The organism is Microbispora sp. GKU 823, from assembly GCF_002027145.1.
Taxonomy (GTDB): Bacteria; Actinomycetota; Actinomycetes; order Streptosporangiales; family Streptosporangiaceae; genus Microbispora; species Microbispora siamensis.
Genome location: NZ_MWJN01000016.1, coordinates 1 through 24,431, shown reverse-complemented (window position 1 = coordinate 24,431; position 24,431 = coordinate 1). Strand labels below are relative to the sequence as shown.

Genomic DNA, 24,431 nt, shown 5'->3' with positions numbered 1-24,431 from the left:
CCGGCCAGGGGGCCGGGCCGTCACTCCACGAAGAAGGGAAGTGTTCCAGGATGAGGCACGTCCCAGAGACCGGCCGGTCGCTCGCCGTGCTGGACGCCTCCCGGATCGTCGCGAACCTGCGGACGCTCTTCGAGGGCCACCGCCTCTCGCCGTCACAACGCAGGATCGCGCGCTACCTGCTGGACAACGCGCAGGAGGCCGTCTTCTTCACCAGTGCGGACCTCGCCGAGCGCGTCGGCGTCAGCCAGCCGTCGGTCACCCGCTTCGCCGCCGCGCTCGGGTTCCGCGGGTTCCCCGAGTTCCGGGAGGCGCTGCGCACGTCCGTGTTCGGCGATCGGCGGCCCGCTGCGACGGACGACCGCTACAACGAACTCCAGGAACTGGTCAACTCCGAGATCCGCGACCTCGAACGGCTGCGCGACGGCCTGGCCGACTCGGGCCAGCTCCGGCGGGTGGCGGGCCACCTGGCCAGGTCGAGCCCGCTTCTGGTCATGGGCCTGCGGATCTCCGCGCCGCTGGCGCATCTGTTCGGCTACCTCGCCGAGAAGGTGCTCCCCGACGTACGCGTGCTGGACGCGCCGGGCTCGGTCCTGGAAGACCGGCTGAGCAGGGCAGCCGAATCGGGCGCCGAATGGGTGCTCGCCATCGGCCTGCCGCGCTATCCGCGTGAGCTGGAGCAGGGCCTCGTGTGGGCGCGGCGGGTCCGGCTGAAGGTCGCCCTCGTCACCGACCAGCCGGTGGGCCGGCTCACCGACCTCGCGGACGAGGTTCTGCTGGCCCCGGTGAGCTCTGGCTTCGCGTTCGACTCTCACGCCGGCCCGACGGTCCTGTGCACCGCGCTGCTGCACACCATGCTGGACACGCTCGCCGCCGAGGGACAGGCGCGGCTGGAGGCGTTCGACGACAGGGCCGCCGAGCGTCAGGTCTTCCTCACCGGCTGACGGGTGAGGGCGTCGAGCAGCCCGGGAAACGCCTCGTCCATCTCGGCGCGGCGCAGCGAGTTCATCCGCGACGTCCCGACGTAGTACTGCCGGATCAGGCCCGCCTCGCGCAGCACGTTGAAGTGGTGGGTCGCGGTGGACTTGCTGACCGGGATGTCGAAGCCGCCGCAGGGGATGTCCACACCGGAAGCGTCGAGTTGCACGACGATGCTCCGGCGCACCGGATCGACGAGGGCCTCCAGCACCTGCTGGAGGTCGAACTGTGACACCTCTGGATGCGGCGGCGTACGTCCCATGGGCACTGATGGTACGACATCCATCAAAGTTTGACACCGATCGTACTTCTGTCGCAGAGTGGGCCGCGGACGAACGGAGGACGACGACATGTCCAAGACTGTGCGGTTCCACGAGATCGGCGGGGCCGAGGTGCTGCGGCTGGACGACCTGCAGCCGGGCGAGCCGGGGCCGGGCGAGGTGCGGATCCGGGTGGAGGCGGTCGGCGTCAACAGGGCCGAGATCCTGTTCCGGTCCGGCCGGTACATCGAACCGGTGAAGCATCTGCCCGCCACGCTCGGCACCGAGGCGGCCGGCGTGGTGGAGGCGGTCGGCCCGGAGGTGGCCGGGTTCGCGGTGGGGCAGGCGGTCAGCGTCCTGCCGGGCTTCTTCTCCCAGAACGACTACGGCGTCTACGCCGAGCGGGCGATCGTGCCGGCGTCCGCGCTCCTGTCCCGCCCCGACGGAATGGACGTGGTCACCGGTGCGGCCGTGTGGATGCCCTACCTCACGGCCTACGGCGCCATGGTGGAGGTGGCCGGCATGCGGGCGGGGGACGTGGCGGTGATCACCGCGGCGTCCAGCAGCGTCGGGCTGGCCGCGATCCACACGGCCGGCCGCGTCGGGGCCACGCCGATCGCCGTCACCCGCACCCGCGCCAAGCGACAGCGGCTGATCGAGGAGGGCGCGGCCGAGGTCGTCGTCTCCGAAGAGGAGGACGTCGCGGGGCGCGTGCTGGAACTGACCGCCGGCAGGGGCGCCGAGTACGTCTTCGACGCCGTCGCCGGACCGGGCGTGACGGAACTGGCCAGGGTCGTCGCCCCCGGCGGGACGTTGTTGCTGTGGGGTGCGCAGAGCGGGCGGCCGACGCCCTACCCGGGGTTCGACCTGGGCATGCCCGCGCTGAACATGCGCACGTACACGGTGCTGGAGATCACCAGGGACCCCGGTCGGCTGCGCCGCGCCGTCGCCTTCGTGACCTCGGGCCTGCGCGCGGGCGCCTTCCGCCCGGTGGTGGACCGCCTGTTCCCGCTGGAGGAGGTCGTGGAGGCCCACCGGCACATGGAGTCCGGCACCCAGATCGGCAAGATCGTCCTCACCGTGCACCGGTAAGCCGTCGACCGTGCACGCGTGTCCGGTCGTAGCGTGGCCGAACGCTACAGAGCCGGTGCTCTTATAGGACTACAGTTTATAGAACCGTAGTCCTAGATCTGTGAGGGTGCGCATGGACAAGCCGGTCGAGATGTTCGACCGCGACTACGAATGGGCCGCCCTGACGCGGTTCATCACTGACGAGCAACCGGGCGCGACTCTCGGCGTGGTCTCCGGGCGACGTCGCCAGGGCAAGACCTTCCTGCTGGACGCCGCGTGTCGTGCCGCAGGCGGCTTCTACTTCGGAGCGACCGAGGCGGCCGATGCCGAATCGCTGCGCCGTTTGAGCGCCGCGCTGACCGCCCATGCCCGCCCTGCCACCCCCTACCATTTCGCCGACTGGTCCGAAGCCCTCGACGCACTCCTCGCTCTTGGCACCGAGCGGCCGACCCCCGTAGTGATCGACGAGTTTCCGTACCTCGCACGGGCGAACCCGGAGCTGCCTTCCCTCATCCAGGAGGCGTTCCGGCCGATGCGGGATCAGCGCACCGCATCCCGTACGCGTCTGTTGTTGTGTGGTTCGGCCCTGTCCTTCATGGGCCGGCTGTTGTCCGGCAACGCGCCGCTGCGCGGACGGGCGGGACTGGAACTGCTCGTCCGTCCGCTCGACCACCGTCTGGCCGCCGAGTTCTGGGGGATCTCCGATCCGGCGCTGGCTCTCAAGGTCAACGCGGTTGTCGGCGGCACACCCGCCTATCGTCGCGAGTTCGCACGGGGTGACACCCCGGTGGGACCGGAAGACTTCGACGACTGGGTGGTTCGCACCGTGCTCAACCCGGAGACGCCCCTGTTCCGTGAAGCCCGTTACCTACTGGCCGAGGAGCCGGACCTGCGTGACAGCGCCCTGTATCTGTCCGTCCTGGCGGCCGTGGCCGACGGCAACGCCACGCGCGGGGGCATGGCCGGCTACCTGGAGCGCAAGGCGACGGACATCGCGCATCCGATCAACGTCCTCGAAGACGCGGGCCTGTTGCATCGCGATTCGGACGTTTTCCGGGACAACCGCGCCACGTACCGCATCTCCGAGCCGTTGATCCGCTTCTATCACGCCATCATGCGGCCGGTCTGGGACCAGCTGGAGCGACCGGGCAGCGCCGCCCGGGTCTGGCAGGCCAGCCGCCGCCGCTTCGTCAGCAATGTCCTCGGCCCGCATTTCGAGCAGATCTGCCGCGAGTGGTCGCTGCATCACGCCGATCCCGACCTGTTCGGCGGGCTGCCTGCCCGCGTCGGTCACGGTGTCGTCCACGATTCCAAAGCCAGAACCGGTCACGAGGTGGACGTGGCCGTGATCGGCATCGCCGACGGCGGCAAACCGCCGCTCCTGGCCGTCGGCGAAGCCAAATGGAACGACACGATGGGAATCGCCCACATCGAACGCCTCCAGCACATCCGCGACCTGATCGCCGCGTCCGGCCGTTACGACACCACGCGTACCCGTCTCGTCTGCTTCAGCGGCACCGGATTCAACGACAAGGCGGTGGCCCAGGCGAGCGCCTCACCCGATGTGCACCTGATCGACCTGCCGGCCCTGTACGGCCGGAGTTGACGCGAACCGGCCTGTCGCGGCCGGCTCGCTGTGGCGGGGAGGCCGTCGGTAGGGTCCCCTGGGGTAGGACGCCGACGAGAGGGATCGTGAGCGTGGTGGAGCGGGCCGACCGGGCAGGGCTGCACGAGGCGGGGTTGCACGAGGTGGGGCCGGGGATCTTCGCCTGGGTGCAGCCGGACGGCACCTGGTGGGTGAACAACGCCGGAGCCGTGGCGGGCGACGGCGGCGTGCTGATCGTCGACACCTGCGCGACCGAGGCGCGCACCCGGCGGTTTCTCGGCGCGGTCGCCGAGGCGACCGGCGATGCCCCGGTCCGGATGGCGGTGAACACCCACCAGCACGGGGACCACTGCTACGGAAACAGCCTGCTCCCGGACGACACGGTCGTCTTCGGGCATGCGGCGATGAGAGAGGCGTTGCTGGCCGATCCGATCATCGACGGCTGCCCGCCGGTGTGGACGCCGGTGCCCGACTGGGGACACGTGACGCGCCGCCCGCCGACGGTGGTGTTCACCTCCGAGTTGACCGTCCATCTCGGGGCGCGCCGCGTCGAGTTGCGGCACCCCGGCCACGCCGCGCACACCCCCGGGGACGTGGTGGCGTGGCTTCCCGGCGAACGGGTGCTGTTCGCCGGGGACCTGCTGTTCAACGGGCTCACGCCGCTGGTGCTGATGGGGTCGCTTGAGGGGGCGTTGCGGTCGCTGGACTGGCTGGCGGCCTTCGAACCCGAGCACGTCGTGCCGGGACACGGGCCGCTCGCCACCGCCTCCGAGTTGCCGGAGATCCTGGCCGCGCACGAGCGCTACTACCGATTCGTCCTCGACGCCGCCCGGGCGGGACGTGAGAACGGGCTCACCCCGCTGGCCGCCGCGCAGGCGGCCGACCTGGGCGAGTTCGCCGGATGGGCGGACGCCGAGCGCCTGGTGCTCAACCTCCACCGTGCCTACGCCGAGGCCGAAGGCGGCGAGGTGGATCTCCTCGCCGCCTTGGGCGACGCCATGACCTGGCACGGCGGGCCGCTGCCGACCTCAGTCTGAGGCCGGCGTCACGACCAGCCCTGCAGCCCGGCTCCGTACGGATAGAGAGGGTTGCCGTAGGTGGTGGGGACGGTCTGGCCCGCGTCGATGCGGGCCCGGATCTCCGACCGCTGGGCGGCAGTGGCCCCCAGGTCGTAGGGGAGGTTCCAGTCCTCGACGGCGTCGGCGAGCACGTCGCCGCCGCCCGGCTTGAGGATCTGGTCGAGGCTACGCGGGAGCTGCCACGGCAGGCGGCCGCGCGGCGTGTAGTCGCCGAACAGCAGCGAGGCCGTGGCCGGGCCGACCTCCTCACCGCCCCGGTACGTCACCACGATGGCGTCGGCCAGGCCGTTCCACTCGCTGATGACGATGGGCCGGGGAAGGGTCAGCACGACGACCACCGGAATGCCCTGGTTCTTGAAGTTCTGGATGACGGCCAGCTGGTCGGCGGGCAACTGGGGCTGCTCCTTCACCCACGCGGTGGCGTGCGTGTAGGTCGGCTCGCCCACGGCCACGATCGCGAGCTTGGGCGAAGGCCCGGTGTCCTGGTAGACGTTGACGCCCGCGGTGGCCGCCCGCGCCTTGACCGCGTCCAGCAGTGTCTGCGAGCCGTACTCCTGGTGGAAGAAGCTCGTCCAGATGCAGCAGGCCGATCCGTCGGTGGCCCGCGGACCGGCGACCACGACGTTGTCGCCCGCCTTGAGCTTCAGCGGCAGCACGCCGTTGTTCTTGAGCAGCGTGACGGACTCCCGGGCGGCCTGGTTGGCGAGCGCGACGTACGACGGCTGGTGGAAGCGGTAGGGACCGTTCACCGGGTCGCCGTACGGGCGCTCGAACACGCCGAGCGTGAACTTCAGGCGCAGGATCCGGGTCACCGCGTCGTTGATCCGCGCGATCGGGACGTTTGCCAGGAAGGTCGCCATCGTGAACCCGGTGGCTCCGGGGTCGGCCCCGCCCATCACGTCGGAGCCGGCGTTGGCGGCCTTGACCCAGACCGAGGACGGCAGCCAATCGGTGGTGATGAGCCCGGTGTAGCCGAGGTTGTTCCGCAGGTAGTCGAGGATCGGCTTGCTGTCGCCCGCGCCCGAGCCGCCCGGGTCGAGGTAGGAGCTCCCGGCGTACCCCGGCATGATGTTGACCGCGCCGGCCTCCATCGCGGCCCTGAACGGGATCATGTGGTATTTGATCGTCACCGCGTCGTAGGTGATCCCGGCCTCGCCGCCCGCGCCCTCGCCCGGCCAGTGCTTGACGGTCGCCAGCACGGAGGCCGGGTTGAGCTCGGGGCCGCCCTGGAGCCCGGCCACCAGCGCGCGGACCTGGGCGGCCGCGACGTCGGCGTTCTCGCCGTTGCCCTCCTGGATGCGGGGATAGAGGACCTTGGTGCCGACCTCGGCGAGCGGGCCGAGCACGCCGCGCGCCCCGACCTCCAGCTCCTCGCGGCGCTGCATGTCGCCGAGCTTGTAGTCGAGCGCGTAGTCCTTGCCCGCCGCGAGCGCGCTCTGCAGGGGATAGGTGGTCTGGTATCCGGCGATGGTGTCGCCCGCCGAGACCGGCGGGATGCCGAGCCGGGTTCCGGACGCGCCCAGCAGGACGGCGTGCAGGTCGTTCGGCAACGCCGGGCCGAAGTGCCAGCCCGAGAGCGGGTAGGTCTGGGCGTTGTAGAACATCTGGTACGCCTTCTCCTCGGGGGTCATCCTGCCGAGAAGGTCGTTGACTCGGGTTTCGACGGGCAGCCGCCAGTTCTCGTACGGCTCGATCGTGCCGTTCTTGTTGAGGTCGCGGGCGCCGTTGACGATCGGGACGCCGTCGGCGACCTGCTCGATGTCGGGCAGGTAGACGCTGAAGGTGCGGATGTTCGACGTCGTCCTGGCGCCCGACCCGCTCACCGCGACGACGAACCACTTGTACGTCCACCGGTCGGGGATGTCCCAGGTGGGCGTGTAGCTCGTGCCGGTCGGCTCGGCGACCTTGGTGTAGAGGTCGATCAGGTTGCCCGAGGCGGTGAAGTCGTAGTCGGTGCGGCTGACGTTCAGCCAGACCTCGTAGCGCGCCGCGCCGGAGACGGCCGCCCAGGAGAACGCGGGCCGCCGGGTGTCGGTGATCATGGCCTTGTCGGCGGGGGCGGACAGCGCGAACTGGCCGGTGGTCGCCGGGGCCTTGGTGGGCGGGGACAGCAGGGGAGCGGTCGTGGCCGCCGTGTCCACGGTGCCGAAGACCTGGAACTCCCACAGCGAGTAGCCGTAGCCCGTCGCGCGGGCCGTGCCGACGAAGCGGACGTAGCGGCCGTCGCCCGTGACGTTCAGGTTCTCGACGCCGCCCCTGCCGCTGGTCGTGGTGTAGATCGGCGTCCACGACGTGCCGTTGGCGGACACCTCGATCCGGTAACCCGTGGCGTACGCGGACTCCCAGTTGAGCGTGACGCCGGTGATGTGCCCGGCGCCGCCGAGGTCCACCCGCAGCCACTGGTCGTCGGAGTACTGGCTCGACCAGCGGGTCGTCGTCCGCCCGTCGAGCGCCGCCGCCGGAGCGTTGCCGCCCTCCCAGGACGAGGCCGTCACCTGCTTGTACGCCGAGATCGGCGTCCCGCCCGGCGGGTCGGTGGTGCCGCCTCCGCTGGTGTGGACGGCGAACTCCCACAGCGAGTAGCCCCAGCCGGTGGCGCGGGCGGTGCCGTACAGACGGACGTACCGGCCCGAGCCGGTGACGTCGAGGGCCTGCGTGCCGCCGGTGCCGGTGGTCGTGCTGTAGATGTCGGTCCAGGTGGAGGCGTTGTCGGACACCTGGATCTTGAAGGCCGTGGCGTAGGCCGCCTCCCAGGTCAGGACGACCTTGCAGATCGTCGTGGCCGAGCCGAGGTCCACCTGGAGCCACTGCGGGTCGGCGGCGGCGCTGGACCAGCGGGTGCCGGGGTCGCCGTCCACCGCCGCCGACGCGGGCGTCCCGGCGTTCTCGGTCGACGAGGCGGTCGCGGGCCGGTTCAGCGCGGCGTTGGGGCCGGCGCAGCCCGAGGACGTGCCGGTGGTGCCGTAGACCTGGAACTCCCACAGGGAGTAGCCGTAGCCGGTGGCGCGGGCGGTGCCGTACAGACGGACGTATCGGCCCGAGCCGGTCACGGTGAGGTTCTGTACGCCGCCGGTGCCGGTGGTGGTGGAGTAGACGTCGGTCCAGGTAGTGGCGTCGCCCGACACCTGGATCTTGAAGGCCGTGGCGTAGGCGGCCTCCCAGTTGAGGGTGACCTGGCTCAGCGTCGCCGTGGTCCCGAGGTCGACCTGGAGCCACTGCGGGTCGCCGAACGCGCTGGACCACCGGGTGCCGGTGTCGCCGTCCACCGCTGCCGAGGCGGGAGTGCCGGCGTTCTCACTGGACGAGGCCGTCGCGGTCTTGCCCTGAGACAGCAGGACGGGTGCGGCGTGGGCGGGCCCGGCGACGACGCTCGCGAGCAGCGCCAGCGCCACCGCCAGGGCGAGAGCGAGCCGCGCGGGAACGGAAGGGTGTGCTTCATGGCGTCTCCTGCCTGCGCTACCAGCCGACCGCGACCAGCAGCCACTGCGGGTCGCCGTGCGAGATGAACGAGGACTGGCCCGCGTAGTCGTCGTAGGGGAAGCCGTAGGCGAGCTTGCCGATGGCGTGGTCGTGCCAGAACTTCGCGTAGTAGTTCGCCGGGGCGGCCTTGTAGTAGTTCGCGGGGTCGGACTGCTGGGCGTCGGACAGCCCGGCGACGTGCCGGTTCAGCGCCGCGCACATCTTCGGGGCCTCGGCGAGCGGTCCGGCGCACCCGGTGACCTGTGAGGTCGTCGCCGTCACGCCCTGCTGGGCGGCGTAGCCGGTGAAGTAGTTCGCGTACGCCCCGCCGGGCTGGAAGATCGACGCGCTGCCCGGAGCCGGGATGCGGTACGGCGCCTGCACCTGGGCCAGCGGCTTGAACTCGGCAGGCACCTCGTCGATGAACCGCTGGAACGTCGCCGCGCGGGACTCGGCGAAGGTGGCGTAGTCCTCGCCGACCGCCACGTCGTAGCCGTCGCGGGCATGCAGGCGCATCGCGAGCTTCAGCCCGAACGCGTCCACCCGGGTCGTGTTGCCGTTGAAGACCGAGGGCCCGACGGTGAACTCGATGAAGTCGTAGTACTGGCTGTTGGGGGAGCCGAGGTAGAAGTACATCCGGCCCGCCGTGTTGGCCGGCATGTCGAAGTAGGGCTGCTCGGCGATCGAGTGGACCTGGCCGTTGTAGCTCCAGTAGACCTGCGAGTCGGGATACTGGCCGTTGGTCCGGTTGAGGATCTTGACCATGACGACGTTCCTGGGCGCGGGGATGTTGGAGGTGTCGCCCCAGAAGGCGTCGGGCGGCGGGGTCGTCGGATCGGTCGAGCCGCCCGTGGTGTTCACGGTGAAGCTCCACAGCGAGTAGCCGTACGCGGTGGCGCGGGCGGTGCCGTACATCCGGACGTACCGGCCCGAGCCGGTGACGTTTAGGGTCTGCGTGCCGCCGGTGCCGGTGGTGGTGGAGTAGACGTCGGTCCAGGTGGAGGCGTTGTCGGACACCTGGATCTTGAAGGCCGTCGCGTAGGCCGCCTCCCACGCCAGGACGACCTTGCAGATCGTCTTGACGGAGCCCAGGTCCACCTGAAGCCACTGCGGGTCGCCGAACGCGCTGGACCAGCGGGTCGCGCCGTTGCCGTCCACCGCCGCGGACGCGGGCGTCGCGGCGTTCTCGGCGGAGGAGGCGGTCGCGGGCCTGCCCTGGGCGGCGTCGGCCGTGCCGCAGGCGGTGCCGGACGTCGTGCCGTAGACCTGGAACTCCCACAGGGAGTAGCCGTACGCGGTGGCGCGGGCGGTGCCGTAGACCCGGACGTACCGGCCGGTGCCGGTGACGTTGAGGGTCTGCGTGCCGCCGGCGCCGGTGGTGGTGGAGTAGACGTCGGTCCAGGTGGTGGCGTCGGCCGACACCTGGATCTTGAAGGCCGTGGCGTAGGCGGCCTCCCAGTTGAGGGTGACCTGGCTCAGCGTCGCCGTGGTCCCGAGGTCGACCTGGAGCCACTGCGGGTCGCCGAACGCACTGGACCACCGGGTGCCGGTGTTCCCGTCGACGGCGGCCGACGCCGGTGTGCCGGCGTTCTCGGTGGACGAGGCGGTCGCGGGTTTGCCCTGCGACAGCAGGGCGGGTGCGGCCGTGGCCGGCGAGGACACGGCCGTCGCCGCGACGACGCAGGCCACGACCAGGACCAGTGCGCTGAGCACGGCCGTCAGGGCGCGGCGCGCGGGATGGATCGTCGAACGCTTTCTCATGATGGCGATCTCTCTTCGGGGGGTGAACGGGGACGAGCCCTGACCAGAGAATGATCGCCTTCGATACTTAGGTCAATACTTGAATTTAGTATGCAAGAAAAAGATCTTGACGTGCGAGGTCCACTGCCGCCGACGGCCGGGAGTTGCCGAGGGACCGCATGCTCCGCTGTCCGGAATCGTCCGCACTGCTCCGGTCTCCAGCCGGGAGCACGTCAGAGCCGGCTGAACACGGCGGCCAGCGTTTCGATCTCCTGTGCGGAGAGCTTGTCGGTGAAGTGGCGGCGTACCGCGGCGTCCAGGCCGGGAAGCGCGGCGGTGATCGCGGCGCGCCCACTGTCGGTGAGGGTGACGATGACACCGCCGGCGCGTTCGCGGGTGACGAGTCCGCGGGTGCTCATGCGAGTGAGCTGATGCGAGATGCGGGTGCGATCCCAGCCGAGCGACGCGGCGAGCTCGCTCTGGCGCAGCGCGCCTCCCGCCTTGCCGAGGTTGACGAGGATCGCCAGGTCGGGCTCGGACAGGCCCGCCGCCTCGGCGGTGTCCGCGATCACGCGGGCCCGGACGACCTCATGGGCGCGCTTGAAGGCCGCCCAGAAGTCGACGGGCTCCGATGCGACGCCGGTCACGGCCTCGTTCGATGCTGCGGCCTCTCCATCTCGTGTTGACATATCAACAAGCCTCTTTCTAGTGTTGAAATATCAACGCTAACAGACGGCTGCGTTCGCAGCGGCACTGTCGGCGGCGTCCATGCTTCTCGCCCCACAGGAGGCGTCATGCACACCCGACATCTTGGAACCGGCGGCCCCCGGGTCGCCCCTATCGCGCTGGGCTGCGCCGGCATGTCCGACCACACCGCCCCCGCCGACGAGGCCGACGCCATCGCCACGATCCGCACGGCCCTCGACGCCGGCGTCACCCTCCTCGACACCGCCGACTTCTACGGCATGGGCCACAACGAGGACCTCATCCGCCGCGCCCTGCGACCCGGCGATCGCGACAAGGTGCTCCTCAGCGTCAAGTTCGGCGGCCTGCGCGGCCCCGACGGAGCCTTCGTCGGCATCGAGGGCCGCCCCGCCCACGTCAAGAACGCGCTCGCCTACTCGCTGCGCCGCCTCGGCGCCGACCACGTCGACATCTACCGCCCCGCCCGTCTCGCCCCCGACACCCCGATCGAGGACACGATCGGCGCGATCTCCGAGCTGGTCCAGGCCGGGTACGTGCGCCACATCGGTCTCTCCGAGGTGGGCCCGGAGACCATCCGCCGTGCCCATGCCGTGCACCCGATCTGCGATGTGCAGATCGAATACTCCCTGTTCAGCCGTGATCCCGAAACCAACGGCATCCTGGATACCTGCCGCGAGCTGGGGATCGGCGTCACCGCCTACGGGGTACTCGCACACGGCCTGCTCACCGGCACCTACCGGCGACCCGCCGGAGAGGACCCGCGCGCCCACTGGCTGCCCCGCTTCCACCCCGGCAATCTCGCCACGAACCTCGCTCTCGTCGAGAGGCTGCGGCCGCTCGCCGACGCGCACGGCATCAGCGTCGCGCAACTCGCCACCGCCTGGGTCGTCGCCCAGAGCCACGAGCGCGGCACCATCGTGGCCGTCCTGGGCGCCCGCCGGCCGCACCGCGTCGAGGAGGCCCTGGCCGCGGCCGACGTCGCCCTGACCGACACGGACCTCCGCGCGATCGACGAGGCCATCCCGGCCGGGGCGGCGGCCGGCACCCGGTACGCCGCATCCCTCATGGCTCTGCTGGACAGCGAGCGCACCCCGAAGCCGTCTACAGAGAAAGCAGGCCGCGAATCATGAACACGCGGTTCCTGAGCGACCTGCGCGAGGGCGGCACGCCTGGCGTGACCGATTTCGCGCACGGCGCCGCACGGTGCCGCAGCATCGAATCCGCCCTCACGGCGGCCTGACAGCGAGACCTCAGCCGCCGGGTCGTACGAGGCCGCTCTCGTAGCGGTCAGCCGCTCTCCGGCGTCGGGCGCGAGGTGGACCAAGGACGTCGAACCGGCCGAGCTGCGCCGCGCGGTGACCGCCGGGGACGCGCTGCTGTCCCCCCGGCGCCAACCGCCGTGTCGCCGGCCACAGGCACCTCGGGCCTGCTCCGTCCGCCGTACGGCTACTCCGCCCGGAGTACTCCCGCTTCGCGGGGACCTGACGCGGGCGGGCCCGAAACGGAAGAGGGTGCCCCGCGACCGGTGTCGCGGGGCACCCTGTTGATTCGGCGGGGCGCCGGGTCTCCTTCCGGTCGCCCGGCGCCCCGGGGGCCTCGGCCCGACTCACCGTCGGCGCCGTGCCCCACTCACGGTCAGTTCTTCGGCGTGCCGCCGTACTGAACGATCAGTGCGTCGGCGTCGCGCAGGATCGTGGCCCTGACCTGGTCGTCGGCGACGACCTTCTTGTCACCGGCGACGTCCTTGAACTTCTCCAGCTCCTTCACGATCTTGTCGGTCTTCTTGTCCTTGTTCTCCGCGTCGCGGACGGTCACCAGGTTGGTCTGGAGCCTGTGGGCGTTCTTGCCCGTGAGCTTCCCGGCGGCCTCGAAGCGGTCGATCAGAGCGGAGATGTCGTCCGTCGAGGTGACGACGGAGAACTTCACCGTCTGCTCGGTTCGGTTGCCGGCCTTGTTGACCGCGGTGACGGTGAGCGTGTGCTCGCCCAGGGCCAGCTCGTACAGCGCCCTGACCGTGCCGGACTGGACCGGCTGGCCGTCCAGCGTGCCGGTGACCGTCTTGATCCCGGAGCCGCTGTCGGTGGCCGTCCAGGCGATGGTCAGGTCCTGGCTGTCGCCGTACTGCCGGCCGTTCGCGACACCGGAGACGACGACGGTCGGGGCCTTCGTGTCGATCTTGACCGTCACGGCCTTGATGTCCTCGACGTTGCCCGCCTTGTCCGCCGAGCGGTAGCGCAGCTCGTGCTGCCCCTCACCGGTGACGTCGACCGTCTTGGTGTACGCCGTCCAGGCGCCGCCGTCCATCGAGTACTCGGTCTTCGCCACGCCGGACGTGGAGTCCGTCGCGGCCAGGGTCACCGGGACCGCACCGTTGTACCAGCCGTCGCCGTTCGCCGGAGCGACCGTCGCGGTGGTCGTCGGCGCCGTCGCGTCCACCTTGACCGTCAGGGTCTTGGCGTCCTCGACGTTGCCCGCCTTGTCGGCCGAGCGGTAGGCCAGCGTGTGCGAACCGTCGCCCGAGACCACGACCGGGCCGGTGTAGGCGGTCCAGGCGCCGCCGTCGAGCTGGTACTCGGTCTTGTCGACCCCGCTGCCGTTCGCCTCGTCGGCGGCCTTCAGCGTGACCGAGATCGGACCGGTGAACCAGCCGCCCGCCGGCTCCGCCGGATCGACGGTGGCCGTCGTCACGGGCGCCTTCGCGTCCTTCGGGGCGCGGACGAGCGTGAAGTCGTCCACGTCGAAGTCGGCCCCGGTGAACACCAGGTAGAGCTTCACGCTCCCGGAGGGGACGTTCGTGAGCGCCGTGGAGACGTCCGCGTACGACTCCCACCCGCCGGTGTTCGGGACGGTGACGCTGCCGAGCACGGGGCCGGTCGGGGAACCGGTCCGGATCTCGAAGCCGCCGCTCGGGTTGGGCGAGGCCACCCGCGCCGTGAACCGGGTGACGCCGGTGAGGTCCACGCCGTCGTACGCCGCCCAGTCGCCGGGGTTGACGTAGCCGAGCACGGTGCCGCCGTGCGCGGGGGCGTGCGGGTAGGTGTCGACGCCCTTCGCCTCGGTCCAGCTCTCGGCCTGGACGGTGACGTCGCCCTCCGCCGGGCCGAGCTCCTTGATGCGGATGTTCCGGAACGCCACCTCGTCGCCGTCGCCGTGGTTCTGGATGCCCACGTAGCCCTGCTGGAGGGACCGCTTCGGGTCGGTGTTGGTGAAGTCGTTGATCTTCACGCCGTTCAGGAAGATCTGCAGGCGCTCGCCCTCCACGCGGAGCTCGTAGGTGTTCCACTGCCCCGGCGGGTTGAGCGCGGCGTCCCTGGCCTTGAGGTCCGCCGACTGGAAGCCGTAGACCGACCCGGTCGTCTTCTCGGGAACGTCCGTGGCGTCGATCTGGATCTCGTAGCCGTTGTCGACCGCCGACCACGGGTCGTCCGAGGCGGGGAAGCCCACGAAGACGCCCGCGTTGTCGTCGCCGCGCATCTTCCAGTCGAGCTTGAGCGAGTAGGAGTGGAACTCCTTCGCCTTGTACCAGAACAGCCCCAGGCCGCCGTGCGAGGTCAGGGTGCCGTCGGCGTTGGTGAATCCGCCGGGCCCGGCCTGCTGCCAGCCGGTGGTGTTGCCGTTGTAGAGCGTCGTGTAGCCGGTCTCGGGACGGCAGTCGGCCTTCAGGTCGCCCATGGCGTACCTGATGCCGCCGAGCAGGTGCTGCCGGAACTCCGGCTCGGAGAAGGACTCCGGCGTGTGCCCGCCGCCCGTGTAGAACGACCGGCCGCCCTGGTACTCCTTGCACCAGGCGATCGGGTGGTCCTCGCCCATCCTGCCGCCGGAGTAGGACTTCTCGTCCAGCGTGGCCAGCACGTGCGCGGTGGTGCGGGCGTTGGAGCGGTAGTCGTACCACTCGTCGGTGCGGGTCCACTGCGAGCCGAGGTGGGCGGTCGCCGGGTGGGCCCGGTCCTCCACCTTCACGGTCGCCTTCTGGACCGCCGGGTGCGAGGCGAACCACGCCCCGACCAGGCCGCCGTAGAACGGCCAGTCATACTCGGTGTCGGCCGCCGCGTGGATGCCCACGTAGCCGCCGCCCGCCTTGACGTACGACTCGAAGGCCGCCTGCTGGGCGTCGTTCAGCACGTCGCCCGTGGTGCTGAGGAACACCACGGCCTTGTACTTGGCCAGGTTCTGGGCGGTGAAGACGGCGGGGTCCTCGGTCGCGGTGACCTTGAAGCCCAGGTCCTTGATGGCCTGGATGCCCGCCGGGATCGAGTCGTGCCGGAAGCCGGCCGTACGCGAGAAGACCAGGACCTCGCCCTCGGCGCCGCCGCCCGGGGCCGTGGAGGTCGTCCACTTCTGCGCGTTGCTGCCGTCACAGGTCTTGATGACCATTTGCCCGGTGTTCGAGGCGTCGAGGCACTTGCCCGACTGCGGGTTCTTGATGGTGCCGTCCGTCCCGATCGTCCAGACCTGCGCGCCGACGTTCGCGACGCAGTCCCAGATCTGCACCCGCGTGCCGTCGGCGGTGCCGCCGTTGGACACGTCGAGGCACTTGCCGAGCGAGCGGAGCGTGGAGCCGTTGACGCTCCAGACCTGGGCTCCGGTGTCGTTGCACTGGTAGAGCTGCACGCTGGTGCCGTTGGCCGTGTTGGCGCCCGCGACGTCGAGGCACAGGCCGCCGGCGTTGACGATCGGTCCCGGGCTCCCGCCCGCGGGCGGCTCGGCCGTCAGCGTGAAGTCGTCCACGTCGAACAGCGCGCCGTCGTTGCCCTTGAAGAACAGGTAGAGCTCGGTCGTGCCCGCCGGGGCGTTCGCCAGCGGCGCGGAGACGTCGACGAACGTCTCCCAGCCTCCGGTGACCGGCACGCTCACCTTGCCCAGCAGGGTGCCGGTCGGCGAGCCCGCGCGCACCTCGATGGTGCCGCCCTTCCCGCCGGAGGAGACGCGGGCGGCGATCCCCTTGGCCTTGCTCAGCTCGTAGGGCTTGAAGGAGATCCAGTCGCCGTTGTTGATGTCGCCGACCGTCTTGCCGCCGTGCGCCTGCGACTTGCTGATCGGGTTGACGCCGGAGGAGGCCGCGTAGTGCTCGGCCTGGCGGTGCCGCGGCTGCAGGATGTGCTGGGTGTGGGTGGTCAGCCCGCCCTTGTCGGTGTACTCGGCGTCGAACACCGCGAAGATGTTCGCCGCGTCGTCGTGCTCGCCGTCCACGGGGATGGTCAGCTCGCCCGAGCAGCCGTTCTTGGAGGTGATCTGGTGGCCGTGGCTGTCGTGGCCCAGCACGTAGGTCATCTTGACCTTCGCGCAGTCGACGTCGCCGTCCTCGGGGTCGGTGACCTTGATCCTGAAGGGGACCGAGTCGCCCCACTGGAACAGGCTGCCCGCCGTGGGCGTCTCGATGGTCACGGTCGGCGCGGTGTTGCCCGCCGTGACGACCACGCTGGCGCTGCCGCTGTTGCCCGCGGGGTCGCGCACCGTGAGCGTCGCGGTGTACGTGCCGTCCTTGTCGTACGTCTTGACCGGGTTCGCCTCGGTGGAGGTGGTGCCGTCGCCGAAGTCCCAGGAGTACGCGAGCGTGGCGCCCTCGGGGTCGGCGGAGCCGGCCGAGGAGAACGTGACCGTGAGAGGCGTCTTGCCCGAGGTCTTGTCGGCCTTGGCCACCGCGATCGGGGACCGGTCACGGCCCTTGATGTACTCGAAGCGGTACAGCGCCGAGTTGGCGTCGCCGTTGAAGTAGCCGGTGCCGTAGTCGAGCACATAGAGCGCGCCGTCCGGGCCGAACGCCAGGTCCATCACCTGCGTGCCGGTCCACGGGAAGCCGACGATGTCGCCGCGCGTCCCGTCGGCCTGCACGTCGATCGCCTTGATCCACTTGCGGCCGAACTCACCGACGAAGAGGTGGCCGTCCAGGTCCTGGGGGAACTTGACCGCGGAGTTGAGGGCGGCGTCGTAGTGGTAGACCGGCCCGCCCATGGGGGACTCGGAGCCGCCGCCGAACTCGGGCGGGGAGCCGGCGTCGCCGCCGTACCTGATCCACGCGGGCTGGGCGGGCGGCAGCGTGCGCTGCCCGGTGTTGCGCGGGGAGGCGTTGACCGGGCCGCCGGCGCAGTCGTACTTCGCCCCGGAAGGACCGGAGGGGAAGGTGAACGCGTTGTAGGTCTCGGTCGGCGTGTTGGTGCCCGTGCAGTAGGGCCAGCCGTAGTTGCCGGGGCGGGCGACCCGGTTGAACTCGACCTGGCCGCTCGGCCCCCGGTTGGGGTCGGCGGTGCCGGCGTCGGGGCCGTAGTCGCCCACGTAGACGACGCCGGTGGCCTTGTCGACGCTCAGCCGGAACGGGTTGCGGAAGCCCATCGCGTAGATCTCGGGCCGGGTGTCCGGGGTGCCCGGCGGGAACAGGTTGCCCTCGGGGATGTCGTAGGTCCCGTCCGGCTTGACCTTGATCCGGAGGATCTTGCCGCGCAGGTCGTTGGTGTTGCCCGAGGTGCGCTGGGCGTCGTACGCCGGGTTGCGGTCGGGCCGCTGGTCGAGCGGGGAGTAGCCCGACGAGTCGAAGGGGTTGCTGTCGTCGCCGGTCGACAGGTAGAGGTTTCCGGCGGCGTCGAAGTCCATGTCGCCGCCCACATGGCAGCAGATGCCGCGGTCGGCCGGCACGTCGAGGATCTTGACCTCGCTGGCCTTGTCCAGCGTCCAGTCGGGCTTGACGGTGAACCTCGACAGCCGGTTCACGCCCTTCCAGGCCGAGAAGTCGGATGCCGTGGCCGGGGCGTCGCCGTCGGGGGTGTCGAGACGGGGAGCGTAATAGAGGTAGATGAACCGGTTGGTCGCGAAGCCCGGGTCGGCGGCGACTCCCTGGAGCCCCTCCTCGTCGTGGCTGTAGACGTTCAGCGTGCCGACCACGGTGGTGTCGCCGCGCGCGTCGGTGCGCCGCAGGACTCCCTCCCGAGCGGTGTGCAGCACCGACAGGTCGGGCAGCACCGTCATCGTCATCGGCTCGCCCATCTCGGCGACGCCCCTGGCCAGCTCCACGCGCTGGTAGTCGGCGGCGTCGATGGGCGCCGCATGCGCCTGTGCGGGCGCGGCCGGGGTGAGCACGGTCAGGCCCGTGAAGGCCAAAAGTAAGGCGCAGGTCTGCGCGATCCGTTTTCTGGCGCGATCGGTCGGCCGCCTGGGGGGCATGGCGGAGCTTCCTTTCCCTCGGTGCGGTACGGCCCGGCTCGGTCATGGGGCACGCGTTCGCTTCACAAACCGGCCGCGTAGCGGTGATCGCCCCGAAGGTAAGCGCCTTTTGGGGATTTGGGAAGATAGTTTTGGCAAAACGGCGGAACTTTTGCTGGGTTGTGACGAAAGTTCCACAAGATGGCGGCATGTGACCGCCCAGGCCCGGCGTCACGGCCGGGCCCGTCACCTGCGGCCTTGGCAGACTGGCTTCGGAGGCGTACACCTACTTGTAACAGGTTCTTGTTTTGCCCGGGCGAGGAGCGTCGCATGGGTGCAGCCGCAGTGAAAACCGCTTTTCGGTCAGGATTACGGCCGGGGCTGACGCGCCGCGGCTTCCTCGCTGTAACAGGTTTCACTGTCGGTGTGCTCGCTGTGCCGGGCCGCTGGACGGCCGCCGCGGCGGCGCCGCACCGCGCGCTCGCCGACGGCGACCGCGTGCCCGCGCTCGTCATCGGAAGCGGGTACGGCGGGGCGGTGGCCGCGCTGCGGCTCACGCGGGCCGGAGTGGACACCCACATCGTGGAGATGGGCCGGGCCTGGACCACCCCCGGCGCGGACGGCCGGATCTTCTGCGACATGCTGAACCCGGACGGGCGCGCCTACTGGCTGCGGACGAGGACGGCCCAGCCCGTCGGCCATCTGCTGGGGCTGCCGGTCGACCGGGGCATCGACAGGTACACCGGTGTGCTCGACGCGGAGGACTTCCCCGGCATCCGGGTGTACCAGGGGCGTGGCGTCGGCGGCGGCTCGCTCGTCAACGGCGGCATGGCCGTCGTCCCCAGGCGCGCCTACTTCGAGGAGATCCTGCCCGGCGTCGACGCCGACGAGATGTACCGGACGTACTTCCCGCGCGCCAACGCCGGCCTCGGCGTGAACGAGGTCGACCCCGCCTGGTTCGAGTCCGCCGAGTGCTACCGGTTCGCGCGGGCCGGCCGCGACGCCGCGCGCCGCGCCGGCTTCGCCACCACGTTCGTGCCGAACGTCTACGACTTCGACTACATGGAGCAGGAGCAGGCGGGCCGGGTGCCGCGATCCGCGCTGGCGAGCGAGGTCATCTACGGCAACAACCACGGGAAGCGGTCCCTCGACAAGACCTACCTGGCCGCGGCCGCGGCCACTGGCAGGCTCACCATCAGCCCGCTGCACACGGTCACCGGAGTCCGCCCCCGCGGCCGGCCGCGGATACCGGGTCGAGATGGTGCAGACCGACACCTCCGGCGCGACGGTCGCCACCAAGTCGGTGGTCGCGGACCGGGTGTTCTTCGCGGCCGGGAGCGTCGGCACGAGCAAGCTGCTCGTCGCGATGAAGGCCCTGGGCAGGCTGCCCGACCTGCCCGACGCCGTCGGCCGGGGCTGGGGCAACAACGGCAACGTGATGGTCGCCAGGGCCGGCCACGTGTGGAACCCCACCGGCGCTCTGCAGTCGGGCATGCCGGTCGTCGGCATCGACAACTGGGCGTCGAGCGCGCCGGTGTTCGCGGAGATCGCGCCGTTCCCGGCCGGGGTCGAGCTGTGGATCAGCCTGTATCTCGCGATCACCAAGAACCCGAACCGGGGCGGCTTCGTGTTCGACCAGACCACCGGCACCGTCGGCCTGAACTGGCAGACCGCGCAGAACCGCCCGTCCGTCGAGGCGGCCAGGACCGTCTTCGACGCCGTCAACAGGAAGGAGGGGACGGTCTACCGCTCCGACCTTTTCGGCGTCGGCAAGGTGTGGGGCGACGACCTGACCTACCACCCGCTCGGCGGCTGCGTGCTCGGCCAGGCGACCGACGCGTACGGCCGCCTGCCCGGCTACCCCGGCCTGTACGTCGTGGACGGCTCCCTGATCCCCGGCAGCACGGGCGTCAACCCGTTCGTCACGATCACCGCGCTCGCCGAACGCAACCTGGACAAGATCATCGTGACCGACCTGTAGCGTCCTGGGTAGAGGCCGCGGCATGGTCTTCATGCCGTCGGGACGGGTCGATCACCCGGTGATGTACCACCGCTGGTCCGACATCACGTTCATCCACTGGAGGTATCCGCCCGAACTCGTGCAGGCGTTCCTGCCGGACGGGCTCACGGTGGACACCTACGAGGGGTCCGCGTACGTCGGGCTCACGCCGTTCCTGATGCGGGACGTGCGGCCGCCCGGCCTGCCGCCGCTGCCGTGGCTGTCGCGCTTCCCCGAGACCAACGTGCGCACGTACGTCAGGGACGCCCGGGGGAGGGGCGGCCTGTGGTTCCTGTCGCTGGACGCCGGGAGGCTGCCCGCCGTGCTCGGCGCCCGGGCCACGTATCGGCTGCCGTACTACTGGTCGGACATGTCCGTGACCGGCGAGGGGGCGCGACGCCGCTACCGCTGCCGGCGCCGGTGGCCGGGGCCCTCCGGGGCGCGCTGCGACGCGGACGTCGACCTCGGCGCCGCGATGACCGAGGCCGAGCGCGATGGGCTCGCGGACTTCCTGGTCGAGCGCTACCGGCTGTTCACGGTCGTGGCGGGCCGTCTGGCGACGGCGGAGGTCGAACACCCACGCTGGCCCCTGCACCGTGCCCGGCTCGCCGGGCTGGAGCAGGGACTGCTCGAGGCGGCCGGCCTTCCCGCGCCCGGCCACAGTCCGCTCGTGCACGCGTCTCCCGGCGTACTCGTACGGATCGGCATGCTGCACCCGGTCCTCGATTAGGGCCGGGGCCGGCTCCGGCGGCGCGGCCTGACGCACCGGCCGCCGGCCACGCAGCGGTCCCGGTCGACGATCACTTTCACGCCTGCTCCCAGCAGGCCCTAGACGGCCGCGGCCTCGTCCCAGAAGGCGGCGAGCATCTCGTTCAGTCTCTCCGGCGCTTCCACATGGGGATAGTGGCCGGTGCCGGGGATCGACACGTGGCGTGCGCCGATCCGTTCGGCGGTGACCCGAGCGCACGCGACGAGGGGGACGCCGCCGCGCTCGCGATAGGGCTCGGGCCCGCTCTCCCAGGTGCCGGAGACGACCAGCTTGGGGAACCCGGCCGCCCGCAGGGCGAGGAGCGGGATGCCGGCCTCCCAGCACACGCGTTCACGCAGGACGGTGGCGGCCGCGCGCAGCCGCCGCTTGGTCGCCTCCAGTGGCCGCATTCCGGCGGAGTCGGCGGCCGCCCGCAGCCACTGCTCGGGTGTCAGCTCGGGGAGGTTCGCGTAGGCGGCGCGGTTGGCGCGCAGCGCGGCGGCACCGCCGGGTGGTCGGCCGCCGCCTGGTAGCAGCCGGGTTCGATGAGGGTGAGCGAGCGAACCGCTTCTGGCCGTCGGGCCGCGGCGATCATGACCCCGACCGCGCCGTAAGAGTGGCCGACCAGATGCGCGCCCTCGCCGAGCAGCTCATCGACGTCGTCGGCGTCGGCCAGGTAGTCGCCGGCGAACCGTTCTCCGGCGTCGGGGCTGCCGCCGTACCCGCGCCGGTCCACGAGTAGCAGCCGGAATCGGGCGGCCAGCGGAGCCTGCGCGGCGAACCCGTACGCCGGGTCGTCCCCCCAGCTGGTGGAGCCGTGCACGAAGATCACAGGCGGTGCGCCGGCCTCCGCGCCCAGCGCGGTCACGTGCACCCACCGCCGGATCGCTGTACTGGTACGTGCGCACCAAGGACGACCTGCTGGAACTGGCGCTGGACCGGGTGCTGGGGGAGGTGCGCGCCGAGCCGGACGAGCCGGACGAGCCGGACTGGCGGCACGCACTGGCCGCTCTGGCCCGCAGCAACCGGGCGATGCTGCTGCGGCATCCGTGGGCGTTGTCGGAGCTGACGGTCCGGCCGAACCTCGGGCCGAACGCTCTGGCGCTGGCCGAGGCCGGACTGCGACTGCTGGCCCGGGCCGGGTTCGCCGACGCGGACCTCGACGCGGCGATGGCGGCGGTCAACGACCACGTGGTCGGCGCGGTCATCGCGGAGGTCGCCTGGCGGGACACGCTGGCGCGCATGAGTGTGAGCGGCGCCGGCTGGAGCGAGCGGGCCGCCGGCTACCTGCGCGAGGTCACCGGGCGATACCCGCTGCTGGCCCGCCGGATGGCCGCCACCGGCGACGTCGACGTGGAACGCGAGAGCGAGCGGCGCTTCGAGTTCGCCCTGCGGTGCCTTCTGGACGGCCTGGCCGCCCGCCGCACCGGCTGAGGCCCTTCCGTCGTTCCGGCCGACTTACAGGGATCCCTCGGTAGAGGCCGTGGTCACTCGTCCGGATCGGCGATCTCGATGACGTGCAGTGGGTCGTCCAGGGCACGGCTCGACAAGGCATTACGGCAGGGACGGAGGTCCCTCTCCGATCGCGTGAGGCGCCGGTGGTCAGGCGCCGGGCTCGTCGAAGCGGTCGAGGTAGGCGGCGTACCAGGCGCGCTCCTCCTCCACCAGCGCGTGCCGGTCGGCGTAGACGTGGTCGAACATCGCGTCCACCGGCGGGTCCGGCATGGCGATGACCCCGTTGCGCAGTTCGAGGGCCATGCGGTCGCCCTCCTCGTCGACCTCGGCGAAGAACGCCTCGTCGGCCATGCCCTCCCGCAGCAGGTACGACCGCATGCGCGCGATCGGGTCCTTCTTCCGCCACGCGTCCACCTCCTCGGCCGGCCGGTAACGGCCCGGGTCGTCGGAGGTGGTGTGCGGGCCCATCCGGTAGGTGTGCGCCTCGATGAGGAACGGCCCGCCCCCGGAGCGTACGTGCCGCAGCGCGGCCCTCGTCACGGCGAGGCAGGCCAGCACGTCGTTGCCGTCCACCCGTACGCCGGGGAAGCCGAAGCCCCGGGCTCGCTGGTAGATCGGCGCCCGGCTCTGCCGTCCGACAGGGTGGGAGATGGCCCACTGGTTGTTCTGGCAGAAGAACACGACCGGCGCGTCGAACACGGCCGCGAAGTTGAACGCCTCGCTGACGTCCCCCTCGCTCGCCGCGCCGTCGCCGAAGTAGGCCACGACGGCCGAGTCGTCGCCGTCCCTGCGGACCCCCATGGCGTAGCCCACAGCGTGCAGCGTCTGCGCGCCGAGGACGATCGTGTAGAGGTGGAAGCGGGTCTCGCGGGGGTCCCAGCCGCCGTTCGTGGTGCCGCGCAGCATGCCCATGAGCGTGAGGGGAGCGATGCCCCGGCACCAGGCGACACCGTGCTCCCGATAGGAGGGGAACACGTGGTCGTCCGGAGCCAGCGCCCGGCCCGAGCCGATCTGGGCGGCCTCCTGCCCCAGGCAGGGGATCCACATCCCGAGCTCGCCGAGGCGCTGGAGAGCGAAGGCCTCCCGGTCGATCCGCCGCACCAGCGCCATGTCGCGATACAGCCCCCGATACTGGCTCTTCGACAGGTCCAGTTCGTACTCGGGGTGCGCGACACGCTCGCCTTCGGGCGTGAGCAACTGGACCAGATCTTCGGCCTCGTCCTGGCGCCGCACGTCGTCTCCTCTCTGACAACGGTGACCGCTGCGCGGCGCGCCGGACCCCTCCTCATCGACGGGTCGTCGGCACCGTGCGCAGTCAATCATTGCGGCTGTGCGGCGCGAGGGTTCACACGACGTGCCCGCCACGCCGATGAGCTGCGGGTTTGTGTGACCGCCCCGTGACGGCGGTCAGCCGGTCGCGGCGGCCGGGCGCAGTCCCGCGAAGACGATCGCGAGCGTACGGGCCCGCAGATCGGGCTCCCACCGGGTGTGCAGGGACGCCTGGCACACGCCGATCAGCAGGGCCATGACCTCCGGCACCCGCACGTCGGAACGTACGGCCCCGGCCTGCTGGGCCCTGGCGACGAGCACCTCGACGGCCTCACGCAGGGCGAGGACCGGCTTGGCGACGGTGACCGGGATGCCGGCCTGGGCGAGCAGGTCGACGACGGTCTTCTTCTCCGCGGCCTGCTCGACGGTGCGGGTGAAGAAGGTGAAGAAGGCGGTGGCGGGGTCGCCCTCGGCCGCGAGCGCCCGGGTCTCCTCGGCCAGCCTGACCGCGACCGCGTGCATGATCGCCTTGAGCAGGGACTCCTTGGTGGGGAAGTGCCGGAAGACGGTCCCGATGCCGACTCCGGCCTTCTGGGCGATCTCCTCGGTCGAGGCGGAGGGACCCTTGGCCGCGAACACGGCTTCCGCGGCCTGCAGGATGCGCGTACGGTTGCGCTGGGCGTCGGCGCGCAGCGTCCTGGCCGGCCCTCCGGAGGCGTCCGGCTCGGGAACGCGCTGGTCGTTCGGCATTCCTCGGCTCTCCCCACGCCTCGATTGACATCCGCATTCGCCGGTTCATAGCCTGTAACCGAAGTGGAGACTCCGATTGTAGGTCACGCCGCAGCGAGGAGTGCAGATGTTCGAGAGGTTCACCGACCGTGCGCGGCGGGTTGTCGTCCTGGCCCAGGAAGAGGCTCGGATGCTCAACCAC

17 protein-coding genes are annotated in these 24,431 nt (G+C 70.9%); 8 read left to right on the top strand and 9 right to left on the bottom strand.

What is annotated here, in order from left to right:
* Positions 1–50: 50 nt before the first annotated feature.
* Complete coding sequence (locus tag B1L11_RS11360; protein WP_079314441.1) at positions 51–941, top strand: MurR/RpiR family transcriptional regulator; 891 nt, start codon at positions 51–53, stop codon at positions 939–941.
* Here the strand turns inward: B1L11_RS11360 and B1L11_RS11355 are convergent.
* Positions 920–1,237: a helix-turn-helix transcriptional regulator gene (locus B1L11_RS11355; protein ID WP_079314440.1), complete on the bottom strand. Its 318-nt coding sequence runs from the start codon at positions 1,235–1,237 to the stop codon at positions 920–922. The two genes, B1L11_RS11360 and B1L11_RS11355, sit on opposite strands and share 22 nt — an antisense overlap.
* 88 nt (positions 1,238–1,325) lie before the next feature.
* Between B1L11_RS11355 and B1L11_RS11350 the strand changes: the two genes are divergently transcribed.
* From B1L11_RS11350 to B1L11_RS11340, 3 genes are all read left to right on the top strand, one after another.
* A complete protein-coding gene (locus B1L11_RS11350) occupies positions 1,326–2,327 on the top strand; it encodes a zinc-dependent alcohol dehydrogenase family protein (protein ID WP_079314490.1) in 1,002 nt (333 codons plus the stop codon).
* 112 nt (positions 2,328–2,439) lie between these two features.
* Positions 2,440–3,912, top strand: a complete 1,473-nt coding sequence (locus tag B1L11_RS11345) for an ATP-binding protein (protein WP_079314439.1) — start codon at positions 2,440–2,442, stop codon at positions 3,910–3,912.
* A 95-nt stretch (positions 3,913–4,007) separates the two neighbouring features.
* The gene (locus B1L11_RS11340) at positions 4,008–4,949 is read left to right on the top strand and encodes an MBL fold metallo-hydrolase (RefSeq protein WP_079314489.1); all 942 of its coding nucleotides are present in this window, start codon (positions 4,008–4,010) and stop codon (positions 4,947–4,949) included.
* A gap of 8 nt (positions 4,950–4,957) precedes the next feature.
* On the opposite strand, the gene B1L11_RS11335 is transcribed toward B1L11_RS11340, so the two are convergent.
* The 3 genes from B1L11_RS11335 to B1L11_RS11325 form a co-directional block, all read right to left on the bottom strand.
* On the bottom strand, positions 4,958–8,383 hold the full coding sequence (locus B1L11_RS11335; protein ID WP_218671040.1) for a discoidin domain-containing protein: 3,426 nt from the start codon (positions 8,381–8,383) through the stop codon (positions 4,958–4,960).
* Between the two features lie 64 nt (positions 8,384–8,447).
* Positions 8,448–10,211 (bottom strand): discoidin domain-containing protein, encoded by a 1,764-nt coding sequence (locus tag B1L11_RS53850; protein ID WP_079314437.1) that lies wholly within the window; start codon positions 10,209–10,211, stop codon positions 8,448–8,450.
* Between the two features lie 212 nt (positions 10,212–10,423).
* Entirely contained in the window at positions 10,424–10,837 is a 414-nt protein-coding gene (locus B1L11_RS11325) for a MarR family winged helix-turn-helix transcriptional regulator (RefSeq protein WP_218671039.1), read from the bottom strand.
* Positions 10,838–10,984: 147 nt separating this feature from the next.
* Between B1L11_RS11325 and B1L11_RS11320 the strand changes: the two genes are divergently transcribed.
* A complete protein-coding gene (locus tag B1L11_RS11320; RefSeq protein ID WP_079314435.1) occupies positions 10,985–12,025 on the top strand; it encodes an aldo/keto reductase in 1,041 nt (346 codons plus the stop codon).
* A 505-nt stretch (positions 12,026–12,530) separates the two neighbouring features.
* Here B1L11_RS11320 and B1L11_RS53845 read toward each other — a convergent pair.
* Complete coding sequence (locus tag B1L11_RS53845; protein ID WP_306291632.1) at positions 12,531–17,987, bottom strand: ThuA domain-containing protein; 5,457 nt, start codon at positions 17,985–17,987, stop codon at positions 12,531–12,533.
* Positions 17,988–19,287: 1,300 nt separating this feature from the next.
* Here B1L11_RS53845 and B1L11_RS50330 point away from each other — a divergent pair.
* The gene (locus B1L11_RS50330; protein WP_256862423.1) at positions 19,288–20,010 is read left to right on the top strand and encodes a GMC oxidoreductase; all 723 of its coding nucleotides are present in this window, start codon (positions 19,288–19,290) and stop codon (positions 20,008–20,010) included.
* A gap of 22 nt (positions 20,011–20,032) precedes the next feature.
* On the top strand, positions 20,033–20,758 hold the full coding sequence (locus tag B1L11_RS11305; RefSeq protein WP_079314433.1) for a YqjF family protein: 726 nt from the start codon (positions 20,033–20,035) through the stop codon (positions 20,756–20,758).
* 98 nt (positions 20,759–20,856) lie between these two features.
* Here the strand turns inward: B1L11_RS11305 and B1L11_RS48085 are convergent, their stop codons facing one another.
* Together B1L11_RS48085 and B1L11_RS48080 are read right to left on the bottom strand one after the other, a co-directional pair.
* Entirely contained in the window at positions 20,857–21,186 is a 330-nt protein-coding gene (locus B1L11_RS48085) for an alpha/beta fold hydrolase (protein ID WP_218671038.1), read from the bottom strand.
* 41 nt (positions 21,187–21,227) lie between these two features.
* Positions 21,228–21,644 carry an alpha/beta fold hydrolase gene (locus B1L11_RS48080; RefSeq protein ID WP_218671037.1) on the bottom strand — a complete coding sequence of 139 codons (417 nt, stop codon included), beginning with the start codon at positions 21,642–21,644 and terminating at the stop codon, positions 21,228–21,230.
* A 32-nt stretch (positions 21,645–21,676) separates the two neighbouring features.
* On the opposite strand from B1L11_RS48080, the gene B1L11_RS11295 reads away from it, so the two are divergent.
* Positions 21,677–22,210 carry a TetR/AcrR family transcriptional regulator C-terminal domain-containing protein gene (locus tag B1L11_RS11295; RefSeq protein WP_218671036.1) on the top strand — a complete coding sequence of 178 codons (534 nt, stop codon included), beginning with the start codon at positions 21,677–21,679 and terminating at the stop codon, positions 22,208–22,210.
* Between the two features lie 168 nt (positions 22,211–22,378).
* On the opposite strand, the gene pdhA is transcribed toward B1L11_RS11295, so the two are convergent.
* Together pdhA and B1L11_RS11285 are read right to left on the bottom strand one after the other, a co-directional pair.
* A complete protein-coding gene (gene pdhA, locus B1L11_RS11290; RefSeq protein WP_239108348.1) occupies positions 22,379–23,464 on the bottom strand; it encodes a pyruvate dehydrogenase (acetyl-transferring) E1 component subunit alpha in 1,086 nt (361 codons plus the stop codon).
* Positions 23,465–23,638: 174 nt separating this feature from the next.
* On the bottom strand, positions 23,639–24,250 hold the full coding sequence (locus B1L11_RS11285) for a TetR/AcrR family transcriptional regulator (protein ID WP_079314430.1): 612 nt from the start codon (positions 24,248–24,250) through the stop codon (positions 23,639–23,641).
* Positions 24,251–24,431: the final 181 nt, after the last annotated feature.

Bases quoted from the DNA above. Each gene is read 5' to 3' on its own strand.
- B1L11_RS11360 (WP_079314441.1), top strand. From the start codon at position 51: ATGAGGCACGTCCCAGAGACCGGCCGGTCGCTCGCCGTGCTGGACGCC.
- B1L11_RS11355 (WP_079314440.1), bottom strand. From the start codon at position 1,237: ATGGGACGTACGCCGCCGCATCCAGAGGTGTCACAGTTCGACCTCCAG.
- B1L11_RS11350 (WP_079314490.1), top strand. From the start codon at position 1,326: ATGTCCAAGACTGTGCGGTTCCACGAGATCGGCGGGGCCGAGGTGCTG.
- B1L11_RS11345 (WP_079314439.1), top strand. From the start codon at position 2,440: ATGGACAAGCCGGTCGAGATGTTCGACCGCGACTACGAATGGGCCGCC.
- B1L11_RS53850 (WP_079314437.1), bottom strand. From the start codon at position 10,211: ATGAGAAAGCGTTCGACGATCCATCCCGCGCGCCGCGCCCTGACGGCC.
- B1L11_RS11320 (WP_079314435.1), top strand. From the start codon at position 10,985: ATGCACACCCGACATCTTGGAACCGGCGGCCCCCGGGTCGCCCCTATC.
- B1L11_RS50330 (WP_256862423.1), top strand. From the start codon at position 19,288: ATGGTGCAGACCGACACCTCCGGCGCGACGGTCGCCACCAAGTCGGTG.
- B1L11_RS11305 (WP_079314433.1), top strand. From the start codon at position 20,033: ATGGTCTTCATGCCGTCGGGACGGGTCGATCACCCGGTGATGTACCAC.
- B1L11_RS48085 (WP_218671038.1), bottom strand. From the start codon at position 21,186: ATGCGGCCACTGGAGGCGACCAAGCGGCGGCTGCGCGCGGCCGCCACC.
- B1L11_RS11285 (WP_079314430.1), bottom strand. From the start codon at position 24,250: ATGCCGAACGACCAGCGCGTTCCCGAGCCGGACGCCTCCGGAGGGCCG.